This is a genomic window from Zoogloea sp., assembly GCF_023150065.1.
GTDB lineage: Bacteria > Pseudomonadota > Gammaproteobacteria > Burkholderiales > Rhodocyclaceae > Zoogloea.
This window is the reverse complement of sequence record NZ_JAKLLN010000019.1, coordinates 15,409-35,311: the sequence shown is the minus strand read 5'-3', so window position 1 is coordinate 35,311 and position 19,903 is coordinate 15,409. Positions and strand designations below refer to the sequence as shown.

Here is a 19,903-nt window from a genome sequence, read left to right as displayed (position 1 = left end):
GTCGTGGCAAAGGGGCGCGGGGGGCTCACAGGGCACCTCCGTTCAGGGCCTTGAGGATGGCTTCCGGGGTGGCGGGGGCGTCGAGTTGTGGCCGGGCGCCGGGGCCGAGGGCCGCGGCCACCGCGTCGCGCAGGGCGAAGAACACCGAGAAGGCCAGCATCAGCGGCGGCTCGCCGACGGCCTTGGAGCGGTGGATGCTGTCCTCCACGTTGGCGTTGTCGAACAGCGCCACACGGAAATCCCGCGGCAGGTCGGACACCGCCGGGATCTTGTAGGTGGACGGGGCGTGGGTGGCGAGGCGGCCGTCGCTGGCGTACACCAGTTCTTCGGTGGTCAGCCAGCCCATGCCCTGGATGAAGCCTCCCTCGATCTGGCCGATGTCCAGGGCCGGGTTGATGCTGCGCCCCACGTCGTGAAGGATGTCCACCCGCAGCACCTTCGACTCGCCGGTGAGGGTGTCGATGGCCACCTCGCTCACCGAGGCGCCGTAGGCAAAGTAGAAGAAGGGCCGCCCCTGCATGGTGACGGGGTCGTAGTGGATCTTTGGCGTCTTGTAGAAGCCGGCGTCCCACAGCTGGATGCGGGCCCGGTAGGCATCGGCCACCACCTCGCCAAAGGCGGCGTCGAAGCCCGGGGCGGTGATGCGGCCGTCGGCAAACTGCACGGCCTCCTGGAGCACGCCCAGGCGCTCGGCCACGAAGCCGGCGATGCGCGCGCGGATGGTCCGGCAGGCGGCCTGGGCGGCCTTGCCGTTGAGGTCGGTGCCGCTGGAGGCGGCGGTGGCCGAGGTGTTGGGCACCCGGCTGGTGTCGGTGGAGGACAGGCGCACGTCGTCCACCGGCAGGCCGAACTCGTGGGCGACGATCTGGCGGACCTTGGTGTACAGACCCTGGCCCATCTCGGTGCCGCCATGGCTCACCAGCACGGTACCGTCGTTGTACACATGCACCAGCGCCCCGGCCTGGTTGTAGAAGGTGGCGGTGAAGGAGATGCCGAACTTCACCGGGGTCAGGGCCAGGCCCTTCTTGATGACCGGGCTGGCGGCGTTGAAGGCGTCGATGGCGGCGCGGCGGGCGGTGTAGTCGCTGCTGGCGGCCAACTGCGCCACCAGCGGGGCAATCACGTTGTCCTCCACCTGCATGCCGTAGTGGGTGACATTGCGCTGCTCGCCGGCGCTGTCGCCATAGAAGTTGGCCTGGCGCACGGCCAAGGCGTCGTGGCTCAGGTGGCGGGCGATGTCGTCCATCACCGACTCGATGGCGAACATGCCCTGGGGGCCGCCAAAGCCCCGGAAGGCGGTGTTGGAGACGGTGTGGGTCAGCCCGCGCAGGCTCAGGATGTCCACCGCGTCCAGGTAGTAGGCGTTGTCGGCGTGGAAGATGGCCCGGTCGTTCACCGGCCCCGACAGGTCGGCCGAGAAGCCGCAGCGGGAGGCCAGCAGCAGCTTGAGGCCGAGCAGGCGGCCGCTGTCGTCGAAACCGGCCTCGTACTCGATGCGGAAGTCGTGACGCTTGCCGGTGATGCGCATGTCGTCGTCCCGGTCCAGGCGCAGCTTGACCGCCTTGCCGCTGCGCACCGCCAGCACCGCGGCGATGCAGGCGATCTGGGCCGACTGGCTCTCCTTGCCGCCAAAACCGCCCCCCATGCGCCGGCACTCGGCGATCACCTGATGCACCCGCCAGCCCAGGGCGTGGGCCACCATGTGCTGCATCTCGGTGGGGTGCTGGGTGGAGGTGAGGAGGCGCAGGGTGTGGTCCTCGCCGGGGATGGCGCAGGCGATCTGGCCTTCCAGGTAGAAGTGCTCCTGGCCGCCCAGGTTCACCTCGCCGCGCAGCCGGTGGGGGGCCGCGGCCAGGGCGGCCGGGGTGTCGCCGCGCTTCACCTCGACCGGCGGCAGCACCCAGGACTCGGCTTCGGCGGCGGCCTCGGCGGTAAGCAGGGCCGGAAGGGCTTCCACCTCCACCCGGGCCAGGCGCGCGGCGCGGCGGGCGGCGTCGTGGCTGTCGGCAGCCACGGCAAACAGGGGCTGACCGTGGAAGAGGATTTCGCCGGCGCACAGGATGGGATCGTCGTGCTTGACCGGCCCGCAGTCGTTGATGCCGGGGATGTCGGCGGCGACGATGACGTCGCGCACGCCGGGGGCTGCACGCACCGCGCTCAGGTCCAGCCCGAGCAGGCGGCCGTGGGCGATGCTGGACAGGCCCAGAGCAGCATGCAGGGTGCCAGCGGGTACGGGGATGTCGTCCACGTAGGTGGCGCGGCCGGTGACGTGCAGGTGGGCGCTCTCGTGGGGCAGGCCGGCGCCGATGGCGGCCTGGGCGGTGTCCGGGGCGTTCACAGGCTGTCCTCCAGGTCGGCGAGGCTGCGCGGGGCGGCGGCGGCGGCGCATTCCAGCCACAGGCGGTGCAGCAGGCCGGCGGCCACCCGGCTGCGGTAGGCGGACGACGCCCGCATGTCGGAGAGGGGCGTGTATTCGTGGGCCAGCACTTCGGCAGCGGCTGTCACCGTGGCGGCATCCCACGGCCGGGTGAGCAGGAAGGCCTCGGTGGCGCGGGCCCGCAGGGGGGTGGCGGCCATGCCGCCGAAGGCGATGCGGGCGCCGCTGATGTGACCGTCACTGACGTCGATGGCAAAGGCGCCACACACGGCGGAGATGTCCTGATCTTCCCGTTTCGAGACTTTCCAGGTGCGGAAGTGGCGCGTGGCGGGTTGCGGTGGCAACTGCAGCCCGAGCACGAACTCGCCGGGCTCGAGGGCCGTCTTCTGGTAAGCCAGGTAGAAATCCTCCAGGGGCATGCGGCGCAGGCGTTCGCCCCGCTGCAGCAGGATCTCGCTGCCCAGGGCGATCAGGCCGGGCATGCTGTCGCCGATGGGCGAGCCGTTGGCCACGTTGCCGCCGAGGGTGCCGGCGTTGCGCACCGGCAGCGAGGCAAAGCGGCGCGCCAGCCCGGCCCAGGCAGGGGCAAAGGCGGTGAGGGCCGCGAAGGCATCCGTGAGGCTGGCGCCGGCGCCGATGAACAGCCCGGCGGCGTCGGTGCGGATGGCCTTCAGCTCCTCCACCGCGCCCAGGTAGATCAGGTCGCCCGGGTCCTTCAGCTGCTTGGTGACCCACAGGCCCACGTCGGTGGAGCCGGCCAGGAGGCGCGCTCCGGGGGCGGCCAGGCACGCTGCAGCGAGGGCCGGCAGGCTGTCGGGGGCGCTGAAGCGGCGCCCTGCGCCGACATAGTCCAGGGCGGGCAGGGCGGCCATCCCGTCCAGGGCGGCGAGCACCGCGTCCCGATCCACGCCGACCCGGGGCTGGGCGTAGGCGAGGGGCACGGCGTCGACGATGGGCCGGTAGCCGGTGCAGCGGCACAGGTTGCCCGACAGGCTGTCGCACACGGTCGCGCGTGACGGGCACTCCGGATGGTTCTCGTAGAGTGCGAACAGGGACATGGTGAAGCCCGGCGTGCAGAAGCCGCACTGGGAGGCGTGGCGGTCCACCAGGGCCTGCTGCACCGGATGCAGCAGGCCGGTCACGCCCAGTCCGCCCACGCTGTCCACATCCTCGACGGTGAACAAGGCCTTGCCGTCCAGGCTGGGCACGAACTGGATGCAGGCATTCACGGCGCGCAGGCGGAGCTGGCCGTCCACCCTTTCCCCGAGCACCACGGTGCAGGCGCCGCAGTCGCCTTCCGCGCAGCCTTCCTTGGTGCCACAGGCGTGGGCATCCTCGCGCAGGTACTGGAGCACCGTGCGGGTCGGCGCGACACCGTCGAGCTGCCGGATCGCGCCGCGGAAGTAGAAGTGAATGGGGCGTTCGCTCATGGTTCGGGCTCGTTGCTGCCAGCGTGACGGGATGATTTCAAGTTAACACATGGCGTGGCCGCCCGCTGCCTGCCGGGGCATATAAGGGGTATCCGGAACGCCATATGAGCGCCGCCCAGCCCCGCCGCCCGAACGTGAAATAATGTCGCCTGTCCAGAAGAGCAAGGAATAACAGGCATGTTGAGGTACGCGTTGAGGCACCGGAGCGATCAGGAAGAATCTGCGGATGAGGATGGCGGACTCACCGGGCGGGTGCTGGTGGTGGACGATGACCGGCTGGCCCGGGCCACCCACCGTAGCCTGCTGGCCCGGCGCTTCGATGTGCTGACCGCCGAGTCGGGGGAGGAGGCGATCGAACTGTGCAAGGTCCAGCTACCCGACCTGGTGGTGCTCGACGTGGGCATGCCGGGCCTGGACGGCTACGAGACCTGCCGCCGTCTGCGCGAATGGACCAGCATTCCGATCCTCTTCGTCACCGCCCGCCAGTCCCTCGAAGAGCACCTGAAGGCCTACGAAGCAGGCGGCAGTGATCTCATCACCAAGCCGGTGAATGGCGATATCTTTCTGCGCAAGGTGTCGGTGGCCATCCGCCAGTACCGGACGGCAGCGTCCCTGGCCAAGGAGAAGGAAGCCCTGCAGAAGATGGCCATGGGCTTTCTGTCGAATGCCAGCCAGAACGGCATCCTGCTCAACTTCATGCGCTCGAGCATCGTCTGCCAGGATCACCCTTCCCTGGCCGGGCAGCTGCTGGCGGCCACCCGTGACCTGGGGCTGAGCTGCTGCGTGCTGATTGCCCACGACGGCGGTGCCACGGCCATCACCGAGCGGGGCGAGCCGTCGCCGCTGGAGTGGTCCATCCTCGAGCACGCTGCGGAGATGGGGCGCCTGTTCCAGTTCAAGCACCGCCTGGTGGTCAACTACGAACGGGTGTCGATCATCGTCGCCGACATGCCCGACGAGGCGGAGCGGGCCGGCATCCTGCGCGACAGCCTGGTGATTCTGGCCGAAACGGCCGAGGCCCTGGCCATCAACGTGGACATCCGCCAGGAAGGGCAGAAGCGCGCCGAGCAGCTGCAGGTGGCCCTGAGCGGCGCCGAGACGGCCCTGAACACCCTGGGCGACAAGAACCGCGCCATGCTGATGGACGCCCGCCTGCTCCTGCAGGAGCTGGTGGACGGCATCGAGAAGACGTATTCCTGGCTCGGCACCTCCAATGAGCAGGAGGCCACCATCAGCACCACCATGGACCGGGCAGTCCAGCGCGTTCTCGACCGCCTGGCCAGCGGTGGCGATTTCGACGCCCAGTTCGCCGAAGTCATGCAGGCCCTCAACGACGGGCGCGGCAACACCGAGGTGGAGCTGTTCTGAGCGGCCGGCCCCGGGGGGCCGGCGGGGTGAGGCTCAGGCGTGGAGCTGGTTGAGCTGGCGGGCGATGATGTCGTGGTTGAGCCACAGCACCGGGCCGGCCGGGGCGGAGGTTTCGCGCAGCATCAGCGGGCCGGTGGCTTCGAGCACCAGGCTGCTGAGCAGGTCGGTGATGAGGGCCTTGCGGTCGGTGTGCATCTGCACGATGTCGTCGGAGGTGCCGATCATCAGGTCGGCCAGGGCCTGGCTGTTGGGCATCGGCCAGGCGGGGAAGTCGCGGAAGCCCTGCATCACCTCGCTGCCATGGAAGGCGTCCACCTTGGCCAGCACTTCTTCCAGGGTGTGACCGTCGGCCAGCAGGGCGTTGCAGGCCTGCCACTGGGCGTCGGCCCAGGCGCCGCCATTCTCTTTCTTGAGGGCATACAGCAGGGAGATCAGCGGCAGCTCCACGCCGACGAAGATGTCGGACGAGTTGGTGCGGATCTCGGGGCAGTTGTACACCGTGGCCTTGATGCCCTTGGCCCAGGCGTCCCGGGCGATGTCTTCGAGGCGCATCTTGGCCTTGCCCTGGGTGTAGCTGGTGTAGGTCTGCCACTGGTAGCGGCCGTCGATGAGGATCTCGGTGCCGTGGTAGCCGTAGGCCGAGTAGCGCACCTGGCCGCCGCTGGCCTCGATGCGCTGGCGCAGGGCGGCGCTGCCTTCGATGAGGTACTGGAAGCTGTTGGCCGAGACTTCGTCGAAGTTCTGCAGGATCAGCTTGCCCAGGTCGCTGTCGAGCAGCGCCTGGGAGGACAGGAAGCGCTCGCCCTTGCCCTTGTAGACGCGGTTGGCGATGGCCAGGAAGACCTTGGCCTTGGGGATGCCGCCGGCCATGGTGTGGGCAAAGTAGACGTTGCGGCCGTCGGCGATCATGCCTTCCAGCCGGGCCATCACCTGGGCCACGGCGTCCTTGAAGCGCTGGATGCCGATCTGGCGGCATTTCTCGATGTGCGCCCAGTCGAGCTTGTCTTCGGTCCAGGTCTTGAGGGTCAGGGCGCCGAGCAGGTCGGTGGGGGTGGGCTCGCCGGCGGGGGCGTCGAGGTCGAAGCCGGCCATCAGCGGCACGTTGATGATGGTGCCACCCAGCCCGGCTTCGGCGGCGGCCAGCTCTTCGTCGTCGAGGGGGCGCAGGGCGTTGTTCTCGTCGCGCCGGCCCACGGTGATGCCGATGATCTCCATGCCCGCCTCGCGTGCTTCATGGACGAGGCCGCTGGCGTAGCCCCGCCCGAAGAGTTCGCCGAACAGCACGAAAACGTCGCCCTTGCGGAAGATGTTGGTCTGCGGGAGTTGAGTCACGGAGGTCAGGCTGGTCATAGGGGAGGGCGCAGGGACGAGCCTGCCAGGCAAAAATGGAAGCCGCGATTCTACTCGGCAAGTCCGCTGTGTGGCGTCCAGAAGCCGGCATGGACGGCGGCGGCTTCGGCTTCGAGCAGCGGGCCGATTACCTCGATGGGGCGCTGGCCCCGGGCAAACACCTCCCGGCAGGGCAGGGCGAAGGTGGGGTTTTCCGGGTGGGCGCCGGTGAGGCCCAGCAGGGCGTGCTCCGACAGGGCATACACCACCCGCCCGATGCCGCACCAGTAGATGGCCCCGGCGCACATGGCGCAGGGCTCGGCGCTGCTGTAGAGGGTGGCCCCGGCCAGCACCTCGGGCGGCAGGTGGCGGGCGGCAAGGGCGGCGGCCACCAGCTCGGCGTGGCGGGTGGGGTCGCCCTCCGGCGGCAGGGAGTTATTGCCCGCCTCGGCGACGATGTGCCCGTCGGCATCCACCACCAGGGCGGCGAAGGGGTGCTTGCCCTGGTCCCGCACCTGGCGGGAGAGGGCGATGGCGTGGCGCAGGAAGTGGTCGTCCCGGGGGTTCAGTGCGGTCATGGCGATGCCTTGATGGAGGATGCGGGATTATCGGGGCAGGGCCGGACCGGGTTTGTGCCTTGAACCATATACCGTTCATAACGGAACCGGGATGGGTTGCGGCGGAGCTTGCCGCTACAGTGGGGCCACGAACTTCAACCCATGAACCATGGAGAACCCCATGTCCCTGTCCCGATTCAAGACCGCCGCCGTCGCCGGCCTGGTGACCCTGGGGCTCGCCACCCAGGCGGTGGCGGCCGACCCCGCCAAGATCGGCTTTGTGTACATCGGCCCCACCGGAGACCATGGCTGGACCTACGCCCACGACCAGGGCCGCAAGGCGGTGGAGGCCACCTTTGGCGACAAGGTGAAGACCACCTTCGTCGAGAACGTGCCCGAAACCGCGGATGCCGAGCGCGTCTTCCGCGACCTGGCCCAGCAGGGCTACAAGATGATCTTCGCCACCTCCTTCGGCTACATGAACCAGCAGGTCAAGGTGGCCAAGGCCTTCCCCAATACCAAGTTCATGCACGCCACCGGCTACAAGACGGCCCCCAACCTGGGCGTGTATGACGTGCGCACCTACGAGGGTGCCTACATGCTGGGCGTGGTGGCCGGCAAGATGAGCAAGAGCGGCAAGCTCGGCGTGGTGGCGTCCATCCCCATTCCCGAAGTCATCCGCAACATCAACGCCTTCACCCTGGGCGCCCGCAGCGTCAATCCCAAGGCCACCACCCGCGCCATCTGGGTGAACAGCTGGTTCGACCCGGGCAAGGAGCGCGAAGCCGCCCTGACCCTGATCGCCCAGGGCTCCGACGTGCTGATGCAGAACACCGACTCGCCCGCCGTGGTGCAGGCGGCCCAGGAGAAAGGTGTGCTGGCCTTCGGCTGGGATTCGGACATGAGCAAGTTCGGCGGCAAGGCCCACCTGGCCGCGTCGGTGCTGCACTGGGGGGTGATCTACAACAAGCTCGTCGGCGAAGCCCTCGACGGCACCTGGAAGACCGGTGACATCTGGTGGGGTGTGAAGGAAGGTGCGGTGAACATCGAATCCTTCGGCCCCGCGGTGCCGGCCGACGTGAAGAAGCTCGCCGAAGAGCGCCGCGACGCCATCAAGGCGGGCAAGCTGCACCCCTTTACCGGCCCGCTGAAGGCCCAGGACGGCAAGGAAGTGCTGGCCGCCGCCAAGACCATGGGCGACCCGGAGCTGCGCAAGATGAATTTCTACGTGGAAGGCGTCGAAGGCGCCATTCCCAAGTAGGCCCTGTTTCTCCTCGCGAAGTGGCACTTGGGCGCGGCTTCGGCTGCGCCCTTTTTATTTGGCATCTAAGATGCGGGTATTCCGCAGCCCACCGGGAGACATCATGACCGCACCCGACCCCCTCGACATCGCCCTCGGCATGCCCAAGGCCGAACTCCACGTGCATATCGAAGGCACCCTGGAGCCCGACCTGGCCTTCTCCCTGGCCCGCCGCAACGGCATCACCCTGCCTTACCCCGACGAGGCCGCCCTGCGCGCCGCGTATGCCTTCGACAGCCTGCAGAGTTTTCTCGACCTGTACTACGCCTGCGCCGACGTGTTGCGCACCCGGGAAGACTTCTATGACCTGATGCTGGCCTACCTCAAGCGCGCCGCCGCCGACAAGGTGATCCACGTCGAAGTCTTCTTCGACCCGCAGACCCACACCGCCCGCGGCATCCCCTTCACCACCGTGCTGGAAGGCCTGGAGGACGGCCTCGCGGAGGGGCGTGCGCGCTACGGCATCTCCGGCCGGCTGATCCTGTGCTTCCTGCGCCACCTCAGCGAGGACGAATGCCTGGCCTGCCTGGACGAGGCCGAGCCCTGGCTCGCCCGCATCCACGGCTTCGGCCTGGATTCCTCCGAGCAAGGTCACCCGCCGTCCAAATTCGCCCGCCTGTTCGCCCGCTGCCGTGCCCTCGGCAAGCCGGTGGTGGCCCACGCCGGCGAGGAAGGCCCGCCCGAATACATCACCGAAGCCCTCGACCTCCTCGGCGCGGTACGCATCGACCACGGCGTGCGCGCCACCGACGACCCCGCCGTGCTTGCCCGCCTGGCCCGTGACGGCATCCCCCTCACCGTCTGCCCTCTGTCCAACACCCGTCTGTGCGTGTTCGAAAAGATGAGCGACCACAGCCTGCCCCGGCTGCTGGCAGCGGGTGCCAAGGTCACCCTCAACAGCGACGACCCGGCCTACTTTGGCGGCTACCTCAACGACAACCTCCGCGCCGTCCAGGCCGCCTTCCACTTCAACACCGCCACCTGGTACCGCATTGCCCGCAACAGCTTCGAAGCCAGCTTCGCCACCGATGCCGAGAAAGCCGGGTGGATCGCGCGGCTGGATGCGTATTTCAAGGCCGCGGGGGCTGCAACGGGCTGAGCTCGGATCAATCCCGGCCTTTCCTGTGATCTGAGGCGTCGCCATTGAACCCGCACGGTCCTGCCTGCCCTGCCTGCGACCGCAGGGCCATCAGCCTGTGGCGAAAGTTGAGTACCCGTCCGGGGCGCAACTTTGCCTGCCGGTCCTGTGGCACACCCCTGCGCCTGGGCACGCCAGGCCCTCGGCAAATGCTGCTACCTGCTTTCGTCGGGACACTGGCCAGCTTTGCACCAAGCCCCCTGGCCGGTGCCGGCATTTTCATTCTTGCGGTGGCATTGCTTGCCCGCGCGCTGCCTGTCGAAGCGGCAGCAACTGACAGCGCCGGCCCGAAGAGCAATCCTGTCTTGGTGACCTGGCTTTTGGGTGTGGCTGCCATGGGGGTTCTCTCGCTCAGGGTGAATTTCTTTCCGACCACTGAAGTGGCCATGGGGGGGCTGGGTGCAGCGGTGTTCGTGTCGTTTGTCATCACCCGCTGGATCTGGGGAAACGACGTCATGGCGGATCGGCGTGCCCATCTCCATGTGCTCGGGTTTCCGCTATGGGTCTTCATGCACTATCTGTTGTTTGCCGCCGTGCTGCCGGCCTGGCCCGCCTATCAGTTGGGCGATGCGCGTACTTTTCAGGCGCGGGTTTTCGATAAAGGGGGCTCCAGTCGCCTTGGAGGCTGCAAGACCCGGATCGAGCTGGATACCGAGGGCATGTTTTCCCGATGGCGCATCTGCCTGCCGGAGGCCCAGTGGGCTGCCCTCAATAAGGGCGACGCGGTGGTCGTGACGAGCGTGTCCTCACGGCTGGGGGATTACGTGCTTCATGTGCAGCGGCAGGTGTCACCGGGTACGGCTGCATCCAGCCCGCCAGCCCGTGGGCGTGATGAAAATTGATCAGATAAATTTATTAACCTATACGGAGATTCTTGTATTCTAGGCGTCCGTCGATTTTGGTACGGTCTGTTCAACGCGCTTCCTGCTCCAGACGAGGTGCCCGATGCCTACGCTGATTACACCGCGCGATCTGCCTACCTGGGTGCCAGGGCAGATCGTCTCCGCCAGCGACGGGCTGGGCTGGAAGGATGTGGGGCACCGGGCCTATCTCTACACCGGGCTCGATGTGCCGATCCCCGCAATGGACCACTACATGGTGGTGCGGTACCGCAGCGGCCAGACCCCGATGGACCGCCGGGTTGAGGGGCGCTGGACGCGCAAGCGCTGCACACCGGGGGATTTCTCCCTCCTTACCCGGTCCGAGCAGTCGCACTGGCACTGGACGGAGTGCATCAACGTCACCCACACCTACCTCTCCGAGGCCCTCATGGCCCGGGTGGCCAGGGACATCACCGATCGGCCGGTCTCCGAGGTGCGCCTGCATGATGTGCTGCAGGCCCAGGATCCGGTGGTGACCGGGATTGTCGATGCCATCGCCGCCGAGGCGGAGTTTCGGGGCATGGGGGGCAGCCTCTATGCGGAGTCCCTGGCGATACAGCTGGCCGTGCATCTTTTCCGCAAGTACGCGCGCATCGATTTCCGAGACGACGTACCTGCTGGCCCCCTTTCTCCGAGTCGCCTGCGTCGCCTGGACGAGTACCTGGATACGCATCTCCATGAGGGCGTCAGCATCGAGCAGATGGCGGATACCGTGGGCTTGGGGGTGTGGACCTTCTCGCGGCATTTCCGGGCCAGCACGGGCATGTCGCCTTACGATTACGTCACCCGGCGTCGTCTGGAACGGGCGGTCCGCCTGTTGTCGTCCGGGGCGCAGGCCATCAAGGAGGTGGCTGCCATGTGCGGCTTTGCCGACCAGGCGCACCTGACCCGGATGATGCGCGGGCGCATGGGTACCACCCCGGCCCGTCTGCGCAAGGAAGGGCAGAGCTGAAAAAAAGGGCGCATCAGCTGGCACTGATGCGCCCGGGAAGGAAGCTGGATGACATGCCCCGCCCGGGGGTGAGGCTGCCACCCTCTTCCGGAGGGGGCTAGCTGCCGAGCAGGGCCCGGAGGTTGGCGTCCACCTCGGCCACCGCGTTGGCATCGGTGCCAAACAGGGCGAGGTGCCCGTCGATGCTGGTGATGGGGCGGAATTCACTGCCAGGGATCAGCTGCTGCTCGGCCAGGCAGTCGCTGGGCGGGAAGAACATGTCATGGCTGATGGGCATCACGAAGGTCCGGGCCTTGATGCGCCCCAGGGCCTGGGCCAGGTCGCCACCGGTGTGGCGGCTCACGTCACCCCGCTGCCACTTCCAGGCCATGCGTAGCAGGTTGTTCGGGTCCATGGGGCCAAAGTAGCCCGTCATGAACTGATCGACGAAGGCGTCCATGTTCTCGAAGCCCAGCACCCGGTGGCGGCCACCGCGGAAGAACTCGGTGCTCCAGCCCATCACGGTCCACAGTCTGGCGTGGCGGCGCAGCCCTGCGGCCACCTCGGCCGGATCGCCATAGGCACCTTCGCGGAAGCCCGGGTCGGTGGTGATGGCCTCCATCAGGGTGTCGGCAAAGATGAAGTCGTGCTCGGTGTTGCGCGCGGTGCCGGCAATCGGGGCGGCCCGTTCGACCATGTCCGGGTAGCGCACGGCCCATTCGTAGGTCTGCTGGGCACCCATCGAGCCGCCCACCACCAGGGCCAGCCGCTCGATGCCGAAATGTTCGGTGATCAGGCGGTGCTGGGCACGGACGTCATCACCGATGCGCACGCGGGGAAAATTGGGGCCGGCGATCGGGGCCGGGGCATTGCTCGGCGAGAGGGAGAGCCCATTGCCGATCTGATTGACCACGATGATGAAGTAGCGGCTCGGGTCGAGGGCCCGGCCGGGGCCGATATAGACCTGCTCCATGATCTTGCTGGTGCCCGAATACCAGGTCGGAATCAGGATGGCATTGTCCCGGGCGGCATTGAGCTGCCCATGGGTGGCGACGGCCAGGGTGCAGTCGTCCAGAACGCCGCCTTCCTCCAGCGCCAGCCGACCGATGCTGATGGTCTGGAAGGGGCCGTGGATTGCCTGGGTGTAATAGGTGTTCATGCGTGTCTCCTCCGAGGGGGGCTGGCCGTGCGGTGACGGCCAGCCTTGGGGTAGGGATGCTCAGCGGGCGGTGTAGCCGCCATCGATCACCAGTTCGGCGCCCGTCACCCAGCGCGCCTCGTCCGATGCCAGATACACGGCGCCCCAGGCGATGTCGTCCGGGGTGCCGGTGCCGCCCAGGGGGTGCAGGGCATCCAGATGGGCCTTGGCGGCGTCATGTGCCAGTCCGTTGTCGTGGACGTAGCGGTCCACCAGCGGGGTGAAGACGAAGCCCGGGTGGATCGAGTTCACGCGGATGCGCTCGCTGGCATAGAGCAGGGCGTCGTTCTTGGTCATGGTCCGCACCGCGCCCTTGGCGGCGTGGTAGGGCGGAATGTCGCCGCCTCCGACGATCCCGTAGATCGACGAGATGTTGATGATCGCGCCGCCACCGGCTGTCCGCAGATGGGGAATGGCGTGCTTGGAGCACAGGAATACCGCGGTCACATCCACGGCCATGACGCGGTTCCACTCGGCCAGGCTGAGGCGGTCGGTGGGGGTGTTCTCGCCTTCGATGCCGGCGTTATTGACCAGGATGTCGATACCGCCGAAATGCGTGGCCGTGATGCGCATGGCTTCGCACACCCGCGCCTCGTCGGTCACGTCCCCCTGCACGAAGAGGGCCTTGCCGCCGGTGGAACAGATGGCGTCCGCTACCGCCTGCCCCTGGGTATCCCGGTCGAGGATGACGACAGCGGCACCTTCCTCGGCCATGCGTCGCGTGATGGCCAACCCGAGGCCGCTGCTGCCACCGGTGATGACGGCCGTCTTTCCGGAAAGTCGATTCATGGTGTTCTCCTTTCCGTTCAGCGCATCGCAAAGCCGGGATAGCCCTTGCTGGCGAGGTCGTCGCACTGGCTGTTGTAGTTACCCACGCCACCGATGTACGAGATCAGGCGGCGGGGCTTGCCGTCCACGTTGGAGCCCATGTACCAGGAGTCGGTCTTGACCACGAGGGTCTTGGCGGCGGTCTCGTCGTGGTGCTGCACCCAGCTGTCCTCGAACTCCTTGGTGGCTTCGATGACTTTCTTGCCGTTGTTGCGGGCGTAGGTGATGCAATCGGTGATCCAGTCCACCTGTTGCTGCAGGCAGGTGGTCATGTTGCACAGGGCCGCCGACGGAGCCAGGGGCGCGCCGGTGGTGAACAGGTTGGGGTAGCCATGCACCTGGAGGCCCATGGCCGTGCGGATCTCCTGGCCCCACTGTTCCTTGAGGGAGCGGCCGTCACGGCCGCGGAAGTCGATGCGGGTCAGGGCGCCGGAGCCGGCATCGAAGCCCAGGGCGAGGATGATCACGTCCACCTCGTGCACCTTGCCGTCAGCGGTCTGCAGGCCTTCGGGCACGACCCGTTCGATGGGCACGGTGCTGCAATCCACCGCTTCCACGTTGGGTTGCAGGTACACCTCCAGGTATTTGTTTTCCAGCGGCACGCGGTGGGTGCCGAAGCCGTACTCCTTCGGGATCAGCAGGTCGCACAGGTCTTCCCGGTTGTGCAGACGAGCGCGCATCTTGGCGCGGACGAACTTCGACACCTCCTCGCTGACTTCCTCATCCACGAACATCTCGGGGAAGGATGCGAGCCACAGGGCCAGGGAGCCGTCGTTCCACAGGCGCTCCAGCACCTCGGTGCGCTCTTCCGGCGTCTTTTCGGCCCAGGGGCCGGCATCGAAGTCGTAGTCGAAGCCGGCGAAGGTGGAGCGGACGCGCTGCTTCAACTCGTGGAAACGTGCGCCCCATTGTGCCCAGTCCTCCGTGGAGTACTTGGGGTTGTGCATGGGAATGACGTACTGGGGCGTGCGTACGAAGACCTTCATGGATCCGACCTCCGGGGCGATGGTCTGGATCACCTGGATACCGGTGGCGCCCGTGCCGACCACGGCGACCCGCTTGCCTTTGAGGTCCACCGGCTCCTTGGGCCACAGGCCGGTGATGTAGAGCTCGCCCTTGAATGAAGCCTGGCCGGGGAAGCGTTCCACGATGGGGGCGGACAGCATGCCGCAGCAGGCGATGAGGAAGCGGGCGCTCATCTCCTTGCCGTCGGCGGTGGTGATCCGCCACAGGTCCGTCTGCTCGTCGTAGTGGGCCGAGCTGATCCGGGTATTGAACTGGATGTCCTTTCGCAGATCGAGTTTGTCCGCCACGTAGTTGAGCCAGCGTTCGGTTTCCGGCTGGGCGGGAAAGCGTTCGGATGGCTGCCAGGATTTGTACAACTCCTCGGAGAACCAGTACTGGTAGATCTCCGCCTGGGAGTCGAAACGCGCGCCGGGATAGCGATTCCAGTACCAGGTGCCGCCCACCCCGGTGCCGGTCTCAAAGGCGCGCACCTTCATGCCCAGCTCGCGGAGGCGATGCAGCTGGTAAAGGCCGGCGACGCCGGCTCCGATCACGATGGCATCGAAATCCGGCGCGACGTCCTGGTTTGCTTTGGCTGCACCTTGGGTTTGTGTGGTGTTCATATCGTCTCCTTCACATTCTTGTGCTGTGGGCTCGCCCCCTGGCGGGGCCTCTGTGGTGGCACGGGCCGGCGCTTCGTTTGATGCGCCGGCTTCCGTGTTGCGAAGGAATTTAGAGGCGGAGCCGACGCTGCATCTTGTCGATCCTTGGCGTTCTTTTGAACGAACCGTGAAAGCTGCGTCCCTTTTTCGTGACGCCATTTGCGCATCAATTAAATTTCAATTCGGTCAAGGTCCGGGTCCGGATTGAAGAAATAAAAAATGCCGTTTCGGGACAGGTGGCTGCCGAATCGGAGCGGGCACTCCGCGCTATTCGCGGCAGATTTGCCGCCGGGCGTCCGAGCGCATCAGACCGAATGTGCGGCCCCACCCAAAGGAGACATTTGATGATCAGAAAAAAAGTGCGGGCAATGGCTCGCCGATTCCCGGATGCCGGTGCCCGAATCCATTTCGCAGGTGAAAGGCAGATGGCCGGCGCGATGGCCGCCGCCGCCGTCATGTTTGCGTCGCAACCGGCCGGGGCGGTGAGCGTGGACGCCGGAGACTACGATTACGCGCCGGCAGGCACCCGGCTTGGCCTGCTCTACTACCAGTATTCGAGCGGAGACACCCTTTACGCGGGGGGGCACCGGGTTTCCGACGACGCGCGGGTGCGTGCCCAGGTAGGGATTCTCAGGGCCGTCAAGTACGTGGACATCGGTGGGATTACTGTTGCGCCCCAGTTCCTGCTGCCCTTCGGGTCGATCCAGACGGCAGGCGATCTCGGGGGGGCCAGCGTGCGTAATGGCGTGGGCGATCTGATCCTGGCGAGCACGGTATTTCTTTACAAGGATGAGCGTCGGCGCGTGCTGGGGGTGACGCCGTGGTTATGGCTGCCCACCGGGCAGTACGACCGCCATCGCACGCTCAACCCATTTGGCGAGAACCGCTGGAAGTTTGCGCTCCAGGCGGCGGGGGTGATGCCCCTGGGAGAGTCGTTCACCCTCGATCTGGTGGGTGACGTGCAGTTTCATGGGGACAACCGGGATTTCGGGCCTGGCAGCCAGACATTGAGCCAGCGGCGCAGCTGGGATTTCCAGTCGCACCTGCGCTATCACCACTCTCCGGCCACCGCGTTCAGCCTCAGCCTGTCCCAGTTGAGCGGTGGCGAGACCGAGCTTGATGGGGTGGGGCAGAACGACAGGCAGCGCCGTAGCCGCGCATCGATCGGGGCAGCCCATTTCTTCGCGCCGGGTTGGCAGGTGCTGGGCACCCTGGGCAAGGACCTTTCGGTAGAGAACGGCGTGCGCGAGGACGTGCGCGTCAATCTGCGTCTGTTGAACGTCTTCTGATGGGGTTCCGGCCGGCACGGCTTGGCGGTCGGGGCCGGCCGCCCGGGGCGAGGAGAGAGCCATGGAGAGCTTGAGCGGCGCGTTGGTTGTGGATGCCGGTGGAGCCATGACGGACAGGCACCGGCTGATCACCACCTGCGACTTTGACCAACTGGAGGTCTTTACCCGGCGGGTGTATATGCCTTACCGGGTTCACCCCGGGCCGCGTTGCATGGCACCCGATGCCGATCTGCATGCGGTGGCCATCGGCCAGATGACCTTGAGCCGGTTTTCCTACGGGATTCCCGTGCATCTGTCCGATTTCTTTCAGCAGGCGGGCGTGGGCATGGTGCTCACCACCATCCGGGGTGTGGCCCGGCACTGGAGTTCGGCCCGGACGGCGGTGGATACCGCCGTCGGTGAGAGCTTTCTGGTGGATACCAGCCGGACGGACTATCAGGCGTCCTTCAACGAGGATCACTTGCAGGTGAACGTCACGTTTCCCCATGACTGTCTGGAGAGGCTCTACCTGCGCTGGGCCGGTCATCCTGCCGAGGCGCGGCTGTGGACCTCCAAGCTGGCCATCGGCGGCCGCGCGTCGGCCTGGAACGCCCTGCTCGAATACTGCTGCCGCTGTGTGGCGGAGTTTCCCCGGCAGGTGGCGGAAGGCCCCCTCGGGCGGCATCTCGAGGAGATGCTGGGAATGCAGATGCTGATGGAGTGGAGCGCCCGGGCGGGCGTGGCGCCGCGCCCCTCGACGCCCGCGCCACGGCACGTACTGCAGGCTGAGCACTACATGCGCGAGCACGCCAGGCAGGCGCCGACGGTGGGTGAGGTCGCCCAGGCCGTGGGCGTCAGCGTGCGGGGCCTGTCTTCGGCCTTCCGCCACTTTCGCCGGACAACGCCCATGGCGTTCTTGCGGGAGGTGCGTCTCGACGGGGTCCGGCATGCCCTGATCGCTGCGCCGGAGGGCGCGACGGTGGCCTCCATTGCCGAACAGTGGGGGTACGCGAACCTGGGCGCCTTTGCCGCCCGGTTCCGGGAGCGTTTTGGCGAGTACCCTTCCACGTTGCTGCGGCGGTGAAGTCGCCGAGGGGCGCCCTTAGCGCTGCTCCCCGCACACCGCCCTCAGCAGGCCCCGCAGCCAGCGGTGGGCGGGGTCGGCGTCCAGGCGGGGGTGCCAGAGCAGGGAGACGGTGAGCTCCGGCAGGGCCAGGGGCAGCGGGAAGCTGTGCAGGCCGCTGCGCAGGATGCCGGTGTGGCGTTCGGGCACGCTGGCGATCAGGTCGGAGGCCCGGGCCAGCGCCAGGGCGGCGGCGAAGCCGTCGACGAGGGTGACGACCCGCCGCGTCAGCCCGAGGCCCTCAAGGGCTTCGTCGATGGCGCCCCGCGCCTGCCCCGGGCGCTCCACGCGGACGTGCCGGCCGGCGGCATAGCGCGCGGGTGTCACTTCGCTCTGGGCGAGCTCGTGATCCATCCGCACCACGCCGACAAAGCGGTCTCGGAACAGGGCCTGCACGCGCAGCTCCGGTGCGGCGCTCTTGCCGACAACGCCGGTTTCCAGATCGACGCTGCCATCCCGCAGCGGGGTGCTGTCCTTGTCGGGCTTGCGCACGAAGCGCAGGCACGCGCCGGGGGCCTCCTCGCCCGCCCGGGCGATGAGCGCCGGCCCGAAGTTCTCCACGAAGCCCTCGCTGGTGCGCAGGGTGAAAGTCCGCTCCAGTTGCCCGAGCCGGGCGTCTTCGGCAGGGCGCAGCACGGCGTTGGCGTCCTGCACCAGCTGGCCGACCCGGTCGCGCAGTTCAAGTGCCCGGGGCGTCGGCACCAGCCCCCGTCCGGCCCGCACCAGCAGCGGGTCGCCGGTGGTCTCGCGCAGCCGCGCCAGGGCCCGGCTCATGGCCGACGGGCTGAGCCGCAGGCGCCGCGCAGCGCCGGCCACGCTGCCCTCGGCGAGCAGGGCATCCAGGGTGATCAGGAGGTTGAGGTCGGGGGCGGACATGGGCGTGTGCGGGATCAAGGGTCTGCCTTGAAGCTAGCATAGGTGGCGTTGGATGCACGGATAAAGTGCAAATGCTGCGTCTTCCGCCATGTCAGCCCCCGCCCTATGCTTTCTGTAGCCCGATTCGCGGCGTGATCAGGAACAAGGAGCTGAAGATGAAGACCTTCCAGGCGGACGCGGATGCCATTGCCTCCCCGGGTGCGTCGGAGCGCTGGGCCCTGGCCAGCCTGGCCTTGCCCGTGTTGCTGTCGTCCCTGGGCACCAGCATTGCCAATGTGGGCCTGCCGACCCTGGTGCAGGCCTTCGATGCGTCCTTCCAGGCGGTGCAGTGGGTCGTGCTGGCCTATCTGCTGGCGGTCACCACGCTGGTTGTCAGCGCCGGGCGGCTGGGCGATGTCATTGGCCGGGGCCGCCTGTTGCTGGTGGGGCTGGGGGTGTTCACCCTGGCCTCCGCCCTGTGTGGCCTGGCGCCCACCCTCGGACTGCTGATTGCGGCACGCGTGCTGCAGGGGCTGGGCGCGGCCGTGATGATGGCCCTGAGCCTGGCCCTTGTCGGCGAGCTGGTGCCCAAGGCGCAAACCGGCCGCGCCATGGGCCTGCTGGGTACGATGTCGGCGGCGGGCACCGCCCTCGGCCCGTCCCTGGGGGGCGTGCTGATTGCGGTGGAGGGCTGGCCGGCGCTCTTTCATGTGAATGTGCCTCTGGGCCTGCTGGCGCTGGGCCTGGCTTACCGCCATCTGCCCGCCGACCAGCGGGTTGCGGCCACGGAGCGGGGTGGCCTGGACCCTGCCGGAACCCTGCTGCTGGCCCTGAGCCTTGCCGCCTACGCCCTCGCCATGACTTTGGGGCGGGGCCATTTCGGCGGGCTCAACGGGGCTTTGCTGCTGGCGGCCCTGGGGGGCGTGGCGGCCTTTCTGCGGGTGGAGGCAAAGGTGGCGTCACCGCTGATCCGCCCGGCCCTGTTCCGAGACGCCGCGCTTCGGGTCAGCCTGGCCACGAGCGCCATCGTGGCCACGGTGGTGATGGCGACCCTGGTGGTCGGGCCGTTTCACCTCGCTCGCGGGCTCGGGCTCGATGCCGTGCAAGTGGGGCTTGTGGTGTCGGTCGGCCCGCTGGTGGTGACCCTGGCGGGGGTGCCTGCCGGCCGCATGAGCGACCGCTTCGGCGCCCGGCGCATCACCCTGGCGGGGCTGCGGGTCATGGCGCTGGGGGCCTTTGCCCTGGCGCTGCTGCCGGCCGGGCTGGGGGTTTCGGGCTACCTCGGGCCGCTGGTGTGCATCACGGCGGGCTATGCCCTGTTCCAGACGGCCAACAACACGGCGGTCATGGCGGGGGTGAGCGCCGAAGGGCGCGGCCTTGTGTCGGGCCTGCTCAACCTGGCGCGCAACCTGGGGCTGATCACCGGAGCCTCCGTGATGGGGGCGGTGTTTGTGGCGGCGGCGGGGGGCGGGGAGATCCTGGCCGCCGATCCTGGCGCCATCGTCGTGGCCACCCGGATCACCTTTGGCGTGGCAGGAGGGCTGGTGTTGCTGGCCCTTGTGCTGGCGGGGGGCGGGCGCCGCCGTGAAATCGGCTGAGGCATCGGACGCGCCGGGGAACTGGCAGCCACTCTGTCCAATCCCATGCCTAACG

The 19,903-nt window shown here is 67.7% G+C and carries 16 protein-coding genes; 8 read left to right on the top strand and 8 right to left on the bottom strand.

The features are described from left to right. Positions 1 to 25: 25 nt before the first annotated feature. Positions 26 to 2,338, bottom strand: a complete 2,313-nt coding sequence (gene xdhB, locus L6Q67_RS18250; RefSeq protein ID WP_296572842.1) for a xanthine dehydrogenase molybdopterin binding subunit — start codon at positions 2,336 to 2,338, stop codon at positions 26 to 28. Further along, positions 2,335 to 3,807 carry a xanthine dehydrogenase small subunit gene (gene xdhA / locus L6Q67_RS18245; RefSeq protein ID WP_296572838.1) on the bottom strand — a complete coding sequence of 491 codons (1,473 nt, stop codon included), beginning with the start codon at positions 3,805 to 3,807 and terminating at the stop codon, positions 2,335 to 2,337. The genes xdhB and xdhA overlap by 4 nt, the downstream gene beginning before the upstream one ends. Before the next feature lie 177 nt (positions 3,808 to 3,984). Here xdhA and L6Q67_RS18240 point away from each other — a divergent pair, with 177 nt between their 5' ends. Continuing rightward, the gene (locus tag L6Q67_RS18240) at positions 3,985 to 5,175 is read left to right on the top strand and encodes a response regulator (RefSeq protein ID WP_296572835.1); all 1,191 of its coding nucleotides are present in this window, start codon (positions 3,985 to 3,987) and stop codon (positions 5,173 to 5,175) included. 33 nt (positions 5,176 to 5,208) lie between these two features. Here the strand turns inward: L6Q67_RS18240 and L6Q67_RS18235 are convergent, their stop codons facing one another. Then, positions 5,209 to 6,507, bottom strand: a complete 1,299-nt coding sequence (locus L6Q67_RS18235) for a hypothetical protein (protein WP_296572833.1) — start codon at positions 6,505 to 6,507, stop codon at positions 5,209 to 5,211. A 68-nt stretch (positions 6,508 to 6,575) separates the two neighbouring features. Further along, positions 6,576 to 7,082: a nucleoside deaminase gene (locus L6Q67_RS18230; protein ID WP_296572830.1), complete on the bottom strand. Its 507-nt coding sequence runs from the start codon at positions 7,080 to 7,082 to the stop codon at positions 6,576 to 6,578. Positions 7,083 to 7,242: 160 nt separating this feature from the next. Between L6Q67_RS18230 and L6Q67_RS18225 the strand changes: the two genes are divergently transcribed. From L6Q67_RS18225 to L6Q67_RS18210, 4 genes are all read left to right on the top strand, one after another. Then, positions 7,243 to 8,322 (top strand): BMP family ABC transporter substrate-binding protein, encoded by a 1,080-nt coding sequence (locus L6Q67_RS18225; RefSeq protein ID WP_296572828.1) that lies wholly within the window; start codon positions 7,243 to 7,245, stop codon positions 8,320 to 8,322. A 103-nt stretch (positions 8,323 to 8,425) separates the two neighbouring features. Continuing rightward, complete coding sequence (locus L6Q67_RS18220; RefSeq protein WP_296572824.1) at positions 8,426 to 9,460, top strand: adenosine deaminase; 1,035 nt, start codon at positions 8,426 to 8,428, stop codon at positions 9,458 to 9,460. Positions 9,461 to 9,648: 188 nt separating this feature from the next. Then, a complete protein-coding gene (locus L6Q67_RS18215; protein WP_296572822.1) occupies positions 9,649 to 10,341 on the top strand; it encodes a hypothetical protein in 693 nt (230 codons plus the stop codon). Positions 10,342 to 10,444: 103 nt separating this feature from the next. After that, positions 10,445 to 11,332, top strand: a complete 888-nt coding sequence (locus tag L6Q67_RS18210; RefSeq protein ID WP_296572819.1) for an AraC family transcriptional regulator — start codon at positions 10,445 to 10,447, stop codon at positions 11,330 to 11,332. A 97-nt stretch (positions 11,333 to 11,429) separates the two neighbouring features. Here the strand turns inward: L6Q67_RS18210 and L6Q67_RS18205 are convergent, their stop codons facing one another. The 3 genes from L6Q67_RS18205 to L6Q67_RS18195 are packed head-to-tail and all read right to left on the bottom strand — an operon-like array spanning position 11,430 to position 14,965. Further along, positions 11,430 to 12,470, bottom strand: coding sequence for an alpha/beta fold hydrolase (locus L6Q67_RS18205; RefSeq protein WP_296572809.1), 1,041 nt, complete (start codon positions 12,468 to 12,470; stop codon positions 11,430 to 11,432). 60 nt (positions 12,471 to 12,530) lie between these two features. Continuing rightward, positions 12,531 to 13,298 carry an SDR family NAD(P)-dependent oxidoreductase gene (locus L6Q67_RS18200; protein ID WP_296572806.1) on the bottom strand — a complete coding sequence of 256 codons (768 nt, stop codon included), beginning with the start codon at positions 13,296 to 13,298 and terminating at the stop codon, positions 12,531 to 12,533. A 17-nt stretch (positions 13,299 to 13,315) separates the two neighbouring features. Next, a complete protein-coding gene (locus L6Q67_RS18195) occupies positions 13,316 to 14,965 on the bottom strand; it encodes an NAD(P)/FAD-dependent oxidoreductase (protein WP_296572803.1) in 1,650 nt (549 codons plus the stop codon). A gap of 464 nt (positions 14,966 to 15,429) precedes the next feature. Here L6Q67_RS18195 and L6Q67_RS18190 point away from each other — a divergent pair, with 464 nt between their 5' ends. Both L6Q67_RS18190 and L6Q67_RS18185 read left to right on the top strand, forming a co-directional pair. Beyond that, positions 15,430 to 16,293, top strand: coding sequence for a transporter (locus tag L6Q67_RS18190; RefSeq protein ID WP_296572801.1), 864 nt, complete (start codon positions 15,430 to 15,432; stop codon positions 16,291 to 16,293). Between the two features lie 61 nt (positions 16,294 to 16,354). Further along, complete coding sequence (locus L6Q67_RS18185) at positions 16,355 to 17,356, top strand: helix-turn-helix transcriptional regulator (protein ID WP_296572799.1); 1,002 nt, start codon at positions 16,355 to 16,357, stop codon at positions 17,354 to 17,356. 18 nt (positions 17,357 to 17,374) lie between these two features. Here the strand turns inward: L6Q67_RS18185 and L6Q67_RS18180 are convergent, their stop codons facing one another. After that, on the bottom strand, positions 17,375 to 18,271 hold the full coding sequence (locus L6Q67_RS18180) for a LysR family transcriptional regulator (RefSeq protein WP_296572798.1): 897 nt from the start codon (positions 18,269 to 18,271) through the stop codon (positions 17,375 to 17,377). Positions 18,272 to 18,426: 155 nt separating this feature from the next. Between L6Q67_RS18180 and L6Q67_RS18175 the strand changes: the two genes are divergently transcribed. Then, on the top strand, positions 18,427 to 19,848 hold the full coding sequence (locus L6Q67_RS18175) for an MFS transporter (RefSeq protein ID WP_296572796.1): 1,422 nt from the start codon (positions 18,427 to 18,429) through the stop codon (positions 19,846 to 19,848). The last annotated feature ends 55 nt before the right edge of the window (positions 19,849 to 19,903 follow it).